This is a genomic window from Klebsiella scottii (assembly GCF_036561945.1).
Taxonomy (GTDB): domain Bacteria; phylum Pseudomonadota; class Gammaproteobacteria; order Enterobacterales; family Enterobacteriaceae; genus Klebsiella; species Klebsiella scottii.
Map to the genome: position 1 here is coordinate 304,323 of NZ_JARXNI010000018.1, position 13,072 is coordinate 317,394.

Here is a 13,072-nt window from a genome sequence, read left to right on the forward strand (position 1 = left end):
TAGCAATCGGCTATTTGGCGTAAAAACCACACACCTGATAATGATGAATAATACTTACTTATAGAACAACCGAGAAACATTCTCGAAATAATGAGAGCGGTGCCGCTTTCTGATTCGGTTTATCCGTATGATTACCGCGAACAGGTAATAAAACCCGCAGATATAAGTCTGGCAAAAAGAATCCATCGTATTAAAGCGTCAGCTTTACCGTCATGGCGGGCATGGCTATGGCTCAATGAGCCATTAACCACAATATTAAAATGGTTTATAAGTACATAAAAAACGCAATTTTTGGCTGGTGAATAAAAGAACAAATGTGATATAGTTCACACATCCTAATGAAACGGAAACATTGTTTCATTATACGTTTGTTTGCCCGTCGATAGCCAGAGCGCCACGTCATCGTCAGTCTCGTCAGGTTGTCAAAGGCCCCGACTTTCTTTGAGGATCAGGTTAATGGCTTCCATTACTACCAGTGTCATACTCCTACGCTGGCCGCTGCTGAGCGCGGTGCTGATGTTTTTAGCCAGCTCGATGAATATTCAGCTGCGTAAAAGCGATTATGCCGGATTAGCGGTCATCTGTAGCTGCCTGGGGCTGGCCGCGGCCTGCTGGTTTGCCACCGGTCTGCTCGGCATCACGCTGCTGGATGTAGCCAAAATCTGGGGCAACATTAAAGACGTCATGGTTGAAGTGATGAGCCAGACGCCGCCAGAGTGGCCAATGATGATGACCTGATAGTAAAAACGCTTCCCATCGGGAAGCGTTTTTACTGGCGGACGGCCTGCGCGCTATTTCCCCATTTTTGCCAGCATTTCCGGGCGCATAAATTTATGAATAACCAGCATAAACAGCAGCGACGGAAGTAACAAAATCAGCGCAGTAATAGACGAAACCTGATAGTTCCCCGACATGCTGGCGTTGTATAGCAGCAGCGGCAGCGTGGTGATATCCGGCGCGCCGACAAAAAAGGTGCCGGTGAACTCATCCAGCGACTCCAGAAAGACAAAGATGCTGGCGGCAATAATCCCCGGCGATGCCTGGGGCAAAACAATATGCCAAAACGTATAAATCGCTCCGGCCCCCAGATTACGTGACGCTCTTGCCAGCAGCGGATCGACGGCTGAGAATGCCGCCACGCAGATCCATACCGAATACATCAGCCCGTGCACGCTGTGCACCAGCACCACGCCGGCCACGGTGCCGTTTAGCCCCCACTGATAGAAAAGCCGGGCAATATTCATATACACCGTCAGATTAGGGAACGCCTGCGGGATAAGAAACAGCAGCATAAAGCATACCCGCAGCGGCATTCCCCGTCTTGATAACGCATAGCCTGCGGGGATCGAAATCAGCAGGCACACCAGCACCGACAGCACGGCAATCAGCACGCTGGTCAGCAAAGAGCCCGAGACGTCGCTATAGGGGCTGAACACCTGATACCAGTATTTCAGCCCCCACTGGCTGGGCAGGCTATGGGGAAAGAACCAGCTTTCGGCCACCGTCCAGATAAGTAGATTCAGCAGCGGGCCAAACATCGCCAGCAGCATCAGAACCAGCAGCAGCGTCTGCAGCGGCAGGCTGGCGCTCAGCTTTCTCCGCCCTTTCGCCAGCAGCGTCGCAGGTGGTGTCATCCTAACCTCTTTCATTATTCTCCCCCTTTTTGCCGCAGGCTGTGGCGCAGATAAAACCACGACAGCGCGCCGCAGATAAGCAGCGAAACGACGCCCAGAGCATTAGCCACGGCGTAATCCCCGTAGGAGTTAACGCGAAACGCCATATCAACCGTGATCATCGTCGGCGTACCGACGCCTATCATCAGCGGCACGGACAGCACCGACATCATGGTGACGGTCGAGAGCACCAGCGCAACGCCGATAGCGGGCAGCACCTGCGGCAAAATAATATCGAACAGGATCCGTGGACGAGAGGCGCCCAGGTTGCGCGCCGCGAGAATTTGCGACTGCTCAAGCGCCGCCATTGCGCCGCAGATAAGCAGCGTAGCGAACGCCAGCTGCTTCCAGACAAACGTGATAATGATGCCCTTCCAGCCCAGCCAGGAGATAGTCTCCATCGGCGTTAGCAGATCGCTGGCGACCAGGGCATTGTTCATTAAGCCGTTTTTAGCCAGAAACGTCCGCATCATCTGCGCCGCAACGATAAAAGGAATAAACAGCGGCAGCCGATATAAAAATGCCAGCATCCGCACAATCGGCCGGCAGGAGGACAGGGTAATAACGGCGGAAAGGGTGATGGAAATGAGCGCCAGCAGCGCCACGGAGCTCAGCACGACGATCAGCGTAAACAGAATATCGTTGGAGTAGAGCGCGTAGACTTTGCGGAAGTGGGCCAGGGTTAGCTGCTGCGCATCGTTGGTAAAGGCGGCAATCAGCGAGAAGCCCAGCGGATATAAAAACAGAACGGCGATGGTCAGCGCGGCGGGAGCAACCAGCAGCAGATATTTCAACGAAATACGCATAGCAAACCTGATATCAGCGAGGAGAAACGCCCGGGCCGACGCTGCGTCGGCCCGGGCATCGACAGAGATTAGTTGGCGACCTGGCTTTCGTAGCCTTCTTTAATATCGTCAAAATAGGCGGTAATCGGGAAGCTTTTGCCATATTCCGCCAGCGCCTGCGGCGAGATCTCAGCAAACAGCTTTTGCCACGTCCCGGCATCCAGCTGCGGTTTAACGTGCTGCGCATCGATGCCCGGATACCAGTTAAACTGCTTAACGATCCCCTGCGCCTGAACCTCCGGGCTGGTCGCCAGCTCGATAAATTCGCGCGCCAGCTGCGGATTCGCCGCCTTCGCCGGAGTTACGTAATACATCGGCTGTCCCGGCATGCCCGGAGCCAGCAGGGACAGCTTGATCGACGGCGGCAGTTTGCCCTGATCTTTCCAGCTGTAGAACATGTCCACCCATACCGGCCCCATCGTGATCTCCCCGCGGGTCAGCATATCGAGCGTCCCGGCGTTCCCCGGCGTAAAGGTGACGTTTTTATTAAAAGCCTTCAGCTTTTCATAGGCCTGGCTCCAGTTCTTCTCCACGCCTTTATCATACGGCAGGGAGGAGAGACGCTGCGCGTCGGTGCCGTAAGCGTACATCCAGCCCACAACGAAGCTGACCCCGGACATGCCGTTCTTAATCCCGTTATAGCCGAAAGCCTGCGGGTTTTTCTGCGCCCAGGCGACCAGCTCATCGTAGGAGGCCGGCGGGGCTTTGATCGCCTCGCTGTTCCAGGCAATAGCGGTCTGGCTTAAAAACATCGGCATCACATAGCCGTCGACGTTAACGCCGAGGGCGTTTTTAGCGTTGTCGGCGGTGACCAGGCTGCCGGTCTTAATCTGCGGGCGGTATTTCTCTAACAGCCCTTTTTCCACCAGCTCGCCGCCGGCGTTTTGATGCACCACGGCGACATCAATATCCCAGCTGCTGGCGCCGCTCTCCTTCTGCGCCGTCAGCTTTTCGATAATTTTGTTCGATCCCGCGTCCCCCGGCCCGGTGCCGATGACCTGCACCTTTACGCCCGGATGAGCGGCCTCAAACTTTGGCCCCAGCCAGGTTTTTACGTAATCCACCATATTCTGATCGCCCGCCGTCGCGACGTTCAGGATGGTGTCGGCCTGCGCGCCGTAGCTCAGGAGTACGGCAGTCGCTATCGCAACGTTTGTTTTAGTAAACATGGTCTATCCCCAGAATGAACACGATGATGTCAACTTGCATGAGATGAAGGAAAAATATGCAGCGCCGGCGTTGGCACGTGCAGCCTGACCGGCGAACTGGCTGGCCAGCAGCGGGTAGAATCCGCCAGCAGCAGGCGATCGCGACAGCGCACGCTGTGGCGATATAAATGGCCGAGGAAGGCGCTTTGTTCGACGATACCGTCAAGCGTCAGCCCCTCCTGCGGCGCGCTATCCGCTAATGAAAAGAGCGCCGCGTCGGTACTGCGGAAATAAATAACCTGCTCCTCAGAATGCGCATCTGAATATGCCGCCGGGGTGCGCCAATGAATGCCGTCGAGGGAGCGGATATCGCGGGTATTTATTTTATTATCGGCCCCCATAAAATCGGCGACAAAAGGCGTAGCCGGACGTTGATATATATCTTCCGGTGTCCCTAATTGCTCAACTCTTCCGTTATTTAATACGGCGATACGGTCAGCCATGACCAGCGCCTCCTGCTGGTCATGGGTGACGATTAATGAGGTAAAACCGAGCTTCTTTTGCAGCGCTTTTATTTCATGACGGACGTTAAGGCGGACTTTGGCATCCAGATTAGAGAGCGGTTCATCCAGCACCAGCACGTCCGGCTCAATCGCCAGGGCGCGCGCCAGGGCAACCCGCTGACGCTGGCCGCCGGAAAGTTCGGTCACCTTCATTTCCGCCTGGCCCGGAAGGTTGACGATATGCAGCAGCTCCGCCACCCGGCGGTCGATATCGTCGCGACGCCACCTGCGCAGCTTCAGGCCGTAGCCGATATTGCGAGCCACCGTCAGATGCGGCCACAGCGCATAGCTTTGAAAAACCATCGTAATATTGCGCTGCTCCGGCGCGCTATGGGTGATATCCCTTCCGGCGACGACGATATCCCCGCTCTGTACCGGGATAAAGCCGCAGAGCGCATTTAGCAGCGTGGTTTTCCCGCAGCCCGATGGCCCCAGCAGGGCGATCATCTCGCCCTTCTCTACCGCCAGATCGATATTATGCAGGACAACCTTATCGCCGTAGCTAATTCTCAGATGGGCAATTTGCAAATAGCTCATATTCGGTACCCAAAACTCTTCTGTAGGCATTTTTTATTTATTCGCGCCAGGATGAACACGTGTTCATTTGGCTGTAAAAAAAATGCAACGTTGACTCGACATGATGTGAGCCTACTTTGTCGGGTATTTGTGACAATTTAATTAAGTGCGAAAATTTTTTGGCGAGGGTAAATGAAAATAGATGTTCTTGGCTGCGGTAGCGCGTTCTCAGAGAGCCAAAATACCTCTGCGCTGCGCATTATTGATGATGAAAATCGTCAGTGGCTAATTGATTGCGGCCCCACTATCCCCCGCGCCCTGTGGCAGCGAGGGGGCAATATTAACGATATCGATGCCATTTACTTCACCCACGTCCACCCGGATCACTGTACCGGCCTGACGACGCTGCTCAACTACTGGAAAAGCTTTTCCCGCCATAAGCCGCTGATTATCTACAGCCAGCCGCAGCAGCGTCCGGTGCTGATGCAGCTGGCGCAGCTGGCAAACTGGCCGGACACCACGCTGTGCTTTGCGATTGAGTGGCGCGACAGCGCCCCGGCATGGGCGTGGCACGGCTGGCAGATCCGAACCGCCGAAACCCAGCACGAGCTAACCAACCGCGCTATCCGCATCACCATCGCCGGGAAAAGCCTGTTCTACAGCGGCGATGGCCGCCCGACGCCGCAGTCGATCGCGCTGATGGCGGGCGCAGATCTGGCGTTTCAGGAGTGCGCTTCGCTCACCTCGCTGAGCGATGACGCCTCCCACGGCGATTTCCCGGCCTGCCTGACGCTGTTTCAAACGCTGGCGCTGCCCGCTATGGGGCTGTATCACTGCTATGACGCGATTCTGCCGGCGCTGCGGGTGGCCTGCCGGCCCTGGAACGGGTTGTTCGTCAGCCGCGACGGCTTACAATACGATCTTCATCAGCCACCGCGCAGCGGCGAGGAAAGCCCGGCATGAGCGCACTCCCCCGAAAACAGAGCATCACCGCCCAGGACGTTGCCCAGCGCGCCGGCGTCTCGCGCGCGGTCGTTTCCCGGGCGTTGAGTAATAACGGCAGCATCTCTCCGGTCACCCGCGAGCGGGTGCTGCGCGCTGCGGAAGAGCTGGGCTATCAGGTCAACTTTCTCGCCCAGGGGCTCAACCGCCGGCGCAGCCACCTGATCGGGGTGATCGTTTCCCGCATCAACGATCCGTTTCGCAGCAGCCTGCTCGACGGGCTGCTGAGCGAGATCCAGCGCCGCGATTTTCAGGCGCTGGTCAGCGAGATCCGCAGCGAGCAGGATCTGGCCCAGACCCTCCGCCGCTTTGCGCAGTTCCGCGTTTCCGGGGCGATCGTCACCTCCGGCCAGCCGCCAGAGTCGCTGGTCAACGAGTTCGCCCAGCAGCAAATTCCGGTCGTCGGCATTAACCGCCAGCCGAATATTCCCTGCGTCGATTACGTCTGCTCGGATAATGCAGCCGGGGCGACGCTGGCCGCAAAGCAGCTGGTGGCGGCCGGCTGCCGCCGCTTTGGCTGGTTAAACCATCGCCACTCTACCTGGGCCGGACAAATGCGCGGCGAAGCGTTTTATCAGGCGCTTACCGAACTTGGGGTCGATACGCGGCGCGATCTTCAGCCGCTGTTTGCCTCTCTTGAGGGCTATGAGGGCGGCCTGCAGGCCGCCGCCGACGCCGACGATGCGCTGGAGGGCATTTTTTGCGCCAACGCGCAGCTGGCCTGCGGCTTTCTCGACGGCATGCGCCAGCGCGGCAAACAGGCCCCGGCGGATTTTCAGCTCATCGGGTTTGATAACACGCCGCAAACGGCCCAGTACAGCTACCAGCTCACCACCCTGCATCAGGACGTGGCGGAGATCTCCCGCCAGGCGCTCACCCGCCTGCTGGAGCGGGCCAGCGATCCGCTACAGCCTTCACGCACCACGTGGGTGAAGGTCGATTTAATTCACCGGCGCACGTCGCCATCAACCACATAAGAGCCAGGCTATGACGGAAGAACAGCAGCAATCGCTATGTAATTTGATTCGCCAGTTGGGCGCGCGCGCGTAGGAGCTGCGCGATTCGGGACTGCAGGTAGATAAAAAAGCGCGCCAGGATTTTGTTTCGCAGGCCGACGTTTTTGTCGAGCAGCAGATCAAAAGCTGGCTGGCAGCCCACCGCCCCAACGATGGTTTTCTCGGCGAAGAGAGCGGCCTGCAGGCCGGAGAGCAGGGAACCTGGGTAATCGACCCTATCGACGGCACCACCAACTATATTCTGGGTATGGATTACTGGTGTATTTCTCTGGCCTGGGTCAGGCAGGGCGCGCTGGAGCTGGGAATTATCTATGCTCCGGACCGGAACGAATTTTTCTTTGCCCGCCGCGGCGAAGGCGCATTTCTCAACGATAAGCGCCTGGCGCTGCGCGAGCCGGACCCGGAAACGGTGGTTATTGGCATGGGGCGATCCAGCCGGGCGCCCGCCGCAAACTACGCCCGCATGCTTGAGCGGGTGATTGACGCCGGCATGGAGTATCGCCGCTTTGGCGCCGGGGCGCTCATGCTGGCTCACGTCGCCGCCGGCCAGGTGCACGCCTATTATGAGGAGCATATGAACAGCTGGGATGCGCTGGCAGGTATCCTGCTGATCGTCGAAGCGGGCGGCGCGAGCAGCGACTTTCTTGCCAACGACGGCCTGTTCAGCGGTAACCTGGTGCTGGCCGGCTGCCCCGAGGTTCAGTCGCGCCTGATGGCCCTGACTGACAAATAGCCGCCCGCAGATGGCTACGGGCAGTCGTTGGATATTTTGATAAATTTGTCGTTGTAAATAATGTACTTATCTCCAGGCTGCCGCAGTGCGGCCTGGCGCACCACGTCGCCAGGGCGTAAATACCAGGCGTCGCCGTCCTCTTCCGTTGCATCACATCCGGGCTTAATCAGCAGCTTAAACCAGGTGTTGCCGCTATTGCTGACGGTGCCCGCCTGGCGGTCAAAGGCCCACTTAAACGCTACCTGACGCGGACGCACCGCCATAATGGTCTCCACCACGACCACCGGGTCGATGCTCACCGCCGCCCCGGCGGTATTGCGCTCGACGCGGTTGCGGGTGGGAATTTCACGAAACGAGACCCGATAGTAGCGCTCGCGGTTGTCCTGGGGACCGTGATAGTAGAATTTAAAATATTCCCCCTCTCCCGCCTGCAGGGTCAGCTGGCGCGGGGCGAAGAGCAGCTCGCCGTCCGCCGGGCGGGAGCGAACCTCTTTCCCGCCCGGACGGTCAATACCGACCACCGAGACCTGATACAGGCGGGCGCTGCTGTTATTATTCAGCACCCGCTTCGCGGCAAAGCTCTCTTCCGCCCCCAGCGAGAAGGTCAGGTTACCTACCGATATGGCCTGTCCGACCGCCGGCAGGCAGAGGGCCAGCAGCCACGCCATCGCGCGTATCGTATTAGTTAACATTTCGCCACGTCGCCTGAACCCGAATTTCACCTGAAGCGCTCACTTCCCCGAACCAGCCGTCATCATCAATAGTTTTCAGCGAGATCCCGTCATTCATCGGGATGGAGAACTTCACCGTGGTTTTATTCATCACGCCAGGATCGCCTGAAGCATCGTTCCACGGCGTGCTCATCCACAGCGCCTCGGTCATGTCGCGCCAGCTATCGTCACAGCCGGCATCGTAGGTTTTGTTGCTGCCGCTCTGCGTCGTGAAGGTCAGCGTGGCCGGGAAAGGCACTTTCGTCGCATTGTCCGCGGAGCTGAAGATGCAGTATGAACGCCCGCCGATGGTCTGCGCCGGGCCGTTAACCTTGATCAGCACCTCATCGGCGGCGGTCCTGCCGCTGGTGGTGACGATATAGCCAAAATCCAGCGAAGGCCGGCCCTGCCCCACGTAGCCCTCGCGGGTCGGCGCGCTGATATACTCATCGGAAATAATGCTGATACTGAAATCGCGCGGCTTGATAATCAGGGCGTTAGAGGTAGAAAACTCATACCAGCCGGACTCCGGCGAAGTGGTGTTCTGGAAGCGGAAGTTAAACAAATCTTTGGTATTTATATCGCTGATCCCCAGCGCGACCATTTGCTTAAAGAAGTTATTCGAAAAGAAAATGTAAATTGAGTCAGAGGACTTCATTTCATTGAAGTTGTAATAGTATGCGATGCCGCTTACCGGTTTCCACGTATTACCGTTGAGGCTGAACTGCATATCATAGATGCCCACCGCAGAGACCAGCGACGAATTGCTGATGGCGGGGAAAATATGGATAGAGGCATTGCTCAGGCCGTTGTTTTCCAGAGCATAGTTAACCATCTTGCAGCTCAGGCCGGAGCGGGTGCCGATAGTCTGAGGCTGGCAGTTGGTGCTCCCCTCACCGACCGTTGGCACCCCGTCAGTGTTGATAAATACTTCGGTAAGGGAATGGGTGTTCAGCAGCCTTAAATTTGCGGCTTTGGTATGGGTGACCTTGCGGGTATACCAGCTCCCGGAAGCCTGATCCTTACAGCGCGCCCCGCTGCTGGCATCGTAATTAACGGAAGTCTGGCAGCCGTTGATGGTCATGGAGAAGCTGCCGCCTACCGGCATTTGCTGCAGATACTGGTAGAAGGCGTCGGATAACATACCGTGCATCCATTTAGCCCCGCCGGTGGTAACCGTCGCGCCATAGAAACCGCTCGCATCCAGCACCGGCGCCTGAATCAGGCTGGTCGCCATATCGCAGCCGGCGTACCAGTTAATACAGCGCAGGCCGCTCAGCGGGTTGGATACCGGCGAATTCTCCAGCCACATATCAAACTGCCAGTTGGCGTTCAGCACCGTGTTGTAGCCGTTATCGATATAGCCCAAGCTCTGCTGATAGATAGTGCCGGTACCGGTATACTTCAGCCCGGTCCAGCGGCTGGCGCCGGTCAGACGCGGGTCGAGTACGCCGCCTGGGGTGACGAAGAAGTTATCGTCAGAGTTGTTTTCCACAAACACATACTGCACCGCCACCGCATCGGGCCAGTTCGTTTTGGACACCGCCGCATAGGCCCGCGTCATTGCGGTCAAGGCGAGCAAAATCGTCAATAGCGCACCCCATTTAGCCTTCATAATTCTCTCCCGTCGACAGGTTGCTGGCGTAGGTTTTCAAGCCGTTACAGGTCACATCGCCGACCCATACCGCCCCGCGCGCTTTGTTAATCTCAAGCTCCACTTCGCAGCGCTGGTTGTTGCCGTAGCTGAAGTCGATGGTCGGGAATTTTTTATCTACATCCATCACAAACTCGCCGTTGTCATCGGTGCGGGTACGCCCGATGTGGTTATTAATGTGCGCATTGGCCAGCAGCGTGCCGTCTTCGGCGCGAATACGCCCGGATACGGTCACCATCTGCTTCACTTCCGGTTCGATAACCGCCACGTTGCCCGGATAGAGGGTCAGGCGGCTTTTGCGGCTGCTGACGATGTCGTAGCTGTCGAGCGAGTTTTTGCTGTTCTGCAGCTCTACTTCGTAGCGGCTGTAGGGCGAGAGCGGCAGATAGTTACGTTTACCCGAGAGCTGGAATACCCGCCCGTTAACCTTGGCGCTCAGCTTGCCGTCATCTTCAAGACCGGTATTAAAAATCACCCCGGCGTTACCGTCGGTACGCCCGCTGGCGGCAATATTTTTACCCTGCCAGCCCACGCTGCCGTTGGCGGTCAGGTTGGTGTTCACGTAGCCATCGGTGCCGCTGTTAACGTTCAGCGTCCCGCTGGAGTAACGGGTATCGAACCGGGCATAAGCGCCGCCGCTCAGGGTTTTGTCATCCCCGGTGTCGCCGGAGATTGCCCGGGAGATATTGGCGCCGACGGTGCGGATCGCGCTCCCTTCCTCAAACTGCTTGCGCGCCGACAGGTTGGCCATGGTGTAGCCGTTCTGGTGGGTCATCCCGGCGCTAAACCAGTTGCCGAGCGGCAGAGAAAAGTCGAGCGCGATATATTTCCCGGTGCTGGCGCCGCTGTTGCCATTATTAAAGCGCTGGACCCCCGCACGCAGGCCCAGCGAACCGTAGGCGTTGCTGTAGAGGGTCTGATAGTAGTCCGCGGTGTAGTAGTGGCTGCTATAGCGGCGATCGTCGTTATAGCTGATGCTGAAGGTGCCCAGCTTTGACCACAGCGGGTTAAGGTTCAGCGTCCCGCCAATCGCCCGGTTATCGGCGTCGCTGCGCCGCAGCCTGTCGCCGATTATCGTCTTTTCCTGGTTGACCCAGATTGAGCTAAAGCCGCCGGGCAGCGTGGCGCTGACGTTGCCGATACTGCTCCACGAGCTGTCGCTGGCCAGCATATTTTGCAGGTTGACGTTGATGGATTGCGTCAGCGGCAGCGTCAGCCGGGTCTCGCCAACGGCGTTGCTATCGTAGCCGTAGCCGGTTGCGGCCCAGCTGAAGGCGCCCACCGAGCCGGTTGCGGAGGCCCCGGCCAGCCAGCTCTCTTTGGCAGGCAGCGTCTTTCTGCCGCCCTCTGACCAGCGGTCCATATGGAAGCTTCCGCCCCAGACCTGCCAGGCCAAAGGCGCTCCGGCTCCGCGTCCCCGGCTGAACAGCTTGTTTACCCGCTGGATGCGTTTACTGACCACCCGGCCGTTGACGATAACTTCAACATCAACATCGTAAATCCCGTACGACAGGCCGCGGGTATCAACCTCATGGTTGCCCATCGTAAAGTTCTGCACGCTCAGCAGGCGGCCATCGCGCGACAGGTGCACCTCGCCGGCGGAGGGTAAGAACGCGATAATCGGCGTGGCCGACTGGGAGTTATCAAATACCGTCGAGCTGGCCTGGTTGCCCCAGGAGGCGCCGTAAATTTTCCCTGCCGAAATGGCGGTCATCGGACCGAGGGACTGCAGGTTCCACGTATCGAGCATCCCGCCCGCGAAGCGGTGACCGGCGAAATCACGCTCGTACATCGCCTTATACAGCTCGCTGTCCTGATTGCTGGTTCCGGCGCCGTACAGCGAGCCGTCCAGCACCAGATGATGCTCGCGCAGGGCGGTAACGCTGTTCATCGACAGATAGCTGGAAGTGCTGTTGCCGGCGTTGCGCATCTGGTTGTTATAGACGCCGAGGTTATAGTTCAGGGTGCTGCTGAGCGCGTTAACGCTGGACTGACCGATATCTTCGCTGCGCGATCGCAGCACGGTGCCCAGGGCCTCTTTTTTTACCACCAGCTGGAGCAAAAGCTGGCGCAGGCTGAGCTGCAGCTGCGCGTCGGCGGTGACCTTAATGCGCAGATCGCTGTCGAACGACTCGTTCGCCAGCGAGGACAGCATCTGCCGGGTTTGGGCGCTAACGGTGGCATTATTATCGCTCTCTTCCAGCCGGATCTGGCGTACGCGCAGCACGCCGTTATCCAGCCAGATAAAAGCGCTACCGAGTCGCTGATCGTCCTCGTTTCCCTTACTGCCTTCCAGATGAATAAAGAGCGGGATGCTCATCCCGTCCTGTAGCGCCTGGCTAAACGCCCGGGGAATAATTACGCCGCCGATTTGCGGTATCTGCTCCGGGGCCGCGCTGACGCTTAGCGGAACAGAAAAAATCACCATACCGTAAGCCAGGAGCGCTTTCAGCTCCGGGGAAATCCGTAGTCGTGGCATAAGCTTATCCCGTCAGCATCATTGTTATTTTACGGGAACAAACTGCTCGCCTTGCCAGAGAGCGACCCGTCCTTTTTTATCGGCAAGATTGACGCGCGTGAATCGGCGCTCTTTACCGGGCATGAGGTAATAATTTTCTTTGCAGTCTTTGCCGTCCGCCGCCTTCAGGCATGGGCCGTAGGCGAGAATACGCAGCGTCGCGTTTCCGCTATTCACCAGCGTTCCGTTGGCGTACTGATAGCGGTAATTCGCCTTGCGGGGAGCAACGACCAAAATGGTGCCAATACGGGCCGATGCCGTCGCTACCGCGCTGCGGGCTGCGCCATTGCGCTGCGCGTCGCTTAGCGCCTGATCGAACCAGACGATGCGGTAATAGCGCTCTTTGTCATCCGTCGGGCCTTTGTAGAAAAAGCGAATAACATCGCTGCTCTTCGCCGGCAGCAGCAGGCTGGCTGGCGTAAGCAAAACTTCATCCTGGCTTTCCATCGGAATGACGCTGCCGCCATCAAGCGGTGAGGAGAGGCGCTCCATATGGATATTGATCAGACGTCCACTCTCGGTGGTATTTTTTATCTCTTTGCTGAGCACGCTGCTGTCGCTGTTCATAAAAGAGGAGATATCGCCAACGTCCAGCGCCTGGGCCGGCATAATTGCGCAGAAACAGAGGCCAATAGCCAGAATACGGTTTTTCATGGGAATTCAATCCGTGAAAGAAAGCAGGGGGGAACTCCCC

General features: G+C 57.6%; 12 protein-coding genes. 4 read left to right on the forward strand and 8 right to left on the reverse strand.

Features of this window, described 5'->3' with window-relative positions; all coding sequences use genetic code 11:
• Nucleotides 1–456: 456 nt before the first annotated feature.
• On the forward strand, nucleotides 457–738 hold the full coding sequence (locus tag QFI97_RS03335; protein ID WP_095104949.1) for a YjcB family protein: 282 nt from the start codon (nucleotides 457–459) through the stop codon (nucleotides 736–738).
• A gap of 53 nt (nucleotides 739–791) precedes the next feature.
• Here the strand turns inward: QFI97_RS03335 and QFI97_RS03340 are convergent, their stop codons facing one another.
• From QFI97_RS03340 to QFI97_RS03355, 4 genes are all read right to left on the reverse strand, one after another.
• Nucleotides 792–1,634 (reverse strand): ABC transporter permease, encoded by an 843-nt coding sequence (locus QFI97_RS03340; RefSeq protein WP_095104995.1) that lies wholly within the window; start codon nucleotides 1,632–1,634, stop codon nucleotides 792–794.
• Nucleotides 1,635–1,648: 14 nt separating this feature from the next.
• Nucleotides 1,649–2,479, reverse strand: a complete 831-nt coding sequence (locus QFI97_RS03345; RefSeq protein WP_095104947.1) for an ABC transporter permease — start codon at nucleotides 2,477–2,479, stop codon at nucleotides 1,649–1,651.
• A 68-nt stretch (nucleotides 2,480–2,547) separates the two neighbouring features.
• Nucleotides 2,548–3,687, reverse strand: coding sequence for an ABC transporter substrate-binding protein (locus QFI97_RS03350; protein ID WP_095104945.1), 1,140 nt, complete (start codon nucleotides 3,685–3,687; stop codon nucleotides 2,548–2,550).
• Nucleotides 3,688–3,716: 29 nt separating this feature from the next.
• Nucleotides 3,717–4,766: an ABC transporter ATP-binding protein gene (locus QFI97_RS03355; protein ID WP_346430598.1), complete on the reverse strand. Its 1,050-nt coding sequence runs from the start codon at nucleotides 4,764–4,766 to the stop codon at nucleotides 3,717–3,719.
• 171 nt (nucleotides 4,767–4,937) lie between these two features.
• On the opposite strand from QFI97_RS03355, the gene QFI97_RS03360 reads away from it, so the two are divergent.
• From QFI97_RS03360 to QFI97_RS03370, 3 genes are all read left to right on the forward strand, one after another.
• The gene (locus QFI97_RS03360) at nucleotides 4,938–5,708 is read left to right on the forward strand and encodes an MBL fold metallo-hydrolase (protein ID WP_346430576.1); all 771 of its coding nucleotides are present in this window, start codon (nucleotides 4,938–4,940) and stop codon (nucleotides 5,706–5,708) included.
• Nucleotides 5,705–6,724: a LacI family DNA-binding transcriptional regulator gene (locus QFI97_RS03365; RefSeq protein WP_095104939.1), complete on the forward strand. Its 1,020-nt coding sequence runs from the start codon at nucleotides 5,705–5,707 to the stop codon at nucleotides 6,722–6,724. The genes QFI97_RS03360 and QFI97_RS03365 overlap by 4 nt, the downstream gene beginning before the upstream one ends.
• A 76-nt stretch (nucleotides 6,725–6,800) precedes the next feature.
• A complete protein-coding gene (locus QFI97_RS03370; protein ID WP_346430599.1) occupies nucleotides 6,801–7,496 on the forward strand; it encodes an inositol monophosphatase family protein in 696 nt (231 codons plus the stop codon).
• A gap of 14 nt (nucleotides 7,497–7,510) precedes the next feature.
• On the opposite strand, the gene QFI97_RS03375 is transcribed toward QFI97_RS03370, so the two are convergent.
• Genes QFI97_RS03375 through QFI97_RS03390 form a run of 4 tightly spaced genes read right to left on the reverse strand, consistent with a single transcriptional unit; the run spans nucleotide 7,511 to nucleotide 13,032 of the window.
• Entirely contained in the window at nucleotides 7,511–8,188 is a 678-nt protein-coding gene (locus tag QFI97_RS03375; RefSeq protein WP_095104935.1) for a fimbria/pilus periplasmic chaperone, read from the reverse strand.
• A complete protein-coding gene (ecpD, locus tag QFI97_RS03380; protein ID WP_331833808.1) occupies nucleotides 8,178–9,770 on the reverse strand; it encodes a fimbrial adhesin EcpD in 1,593 nt (530 codons plus the stop codon). The genes QFI97_RS03375 and ecpD overlap by 11 nt, the downstream gene beginning before the upstream one ends.
• A 40-nt stretch (nucleotides 9,771–9,810) precedes the next feature.
• Nucleotides 9,811–12,339, reverse strand: a complete 2,529-nt coding sequence (locus tag QFI97_RS03385; RefSeq protein ID WP_346430577.1) for a fimbrial biogenesis outer membrane usher protein — start codon at nucleotides 12,337–12,339, stop codon at nucleotides 9,811–9,813.
• A 24-nt stretch (nucleotides 12,340–12,363) separates the two neighbouring features.
• Nucleotides 12,364–13,032, reverse strand: coding sequence for an EcpB family pilus assembly chaperone (locus QFI97_RS03390; RefSeq protein ID WP_095104929.1), 669 nt, complete (start codon nucleotides 13,030–13,032; stop codon nucleotides 12,364–12,366).
• Between the last annotated feature and the right edge of the window lie 40 nt (nucleotides 13,033–13,072).

Bases quoted from the DNA above. Each gene is read 5' to 3' on its own strand.
- QFI97_RS03335 (WP_095104949.1), top strand. From the start codon at position 457: ATGGCTTCCATTACTACCAGTGTCATACTCCTACGCTGGCCGCTGCTG.
- QFI97_RS03340 (WP_095104995.1), bottom strand. From the start codon at position 1,634: ATGACACCACCTGCGACGCTGCTGGCGAAAGGGCGGAGAAAGCTGAGC.
- QFI97_RS03345 (WP_095104947.1), bottom strand. From the start codon at position 2,479: ATGCGTATTTCGTTGAAATATCTGCTGCTGGTTGCTCCCGCCGCGCTG.
- QFI97_RS03350 (WP_095104945.1), bottom strand. From the start codon at position 3,687: ATGTTTACTAAAACAAACGTTGCGATAGCGACTGCCGTACTCCTGAGC.
- QFI97_RS03355 (WP_346430598.1), bottom strand. From the start codon at position 4,766: ATGAGCTATTTGCAAATTGCCCATCTGAGAATTAGCTACGGCGATAAG.
- QFI97_RS03360 (WP_346430576.1), top strand. From the start codon at position 4,938: ATGAAAATAGATGTTCTTGGCTGCGGTAGCGCGTTCTCAGAGAGCCAA.
- QFI97_RS03365 (WP_095104939.1), top strand. From the start codon at position 5,705: ATGAGCGCACTCCCCCGAAAACAGAGCATCACCGCCCAGGACGTTGCC.
- QFI97_RS03375 (WP_095104935.1), bottom strand. From the start codon at position 8,188: ATGTTAACTAATACGATACGCGCGATGGCGTGGCTGCTGGCCCTCTGC.
- ecpD (WP_331833808.1), bottom strand. From the start codon at position 9,770: ATGACGCGGGCCTATGCGGCGGTGTCCAAAACGAACTGGCCCGATGCG.
- QFI97_RS03385 (WP_346430577.1), bottom strand. From the start codon at position 12,339: ATGCCACGACTACGGATTTCCCCGGAGCTGAAAGCGCTCCTGGCTTAC.
- QFI97_RS03390 (WP_095104929.1), bottom strand. From the start codon at position 13,032: ATGAAAAACCGTATTCTGGCTATTGGCCTCTGTTTCTGCGCAATTATG.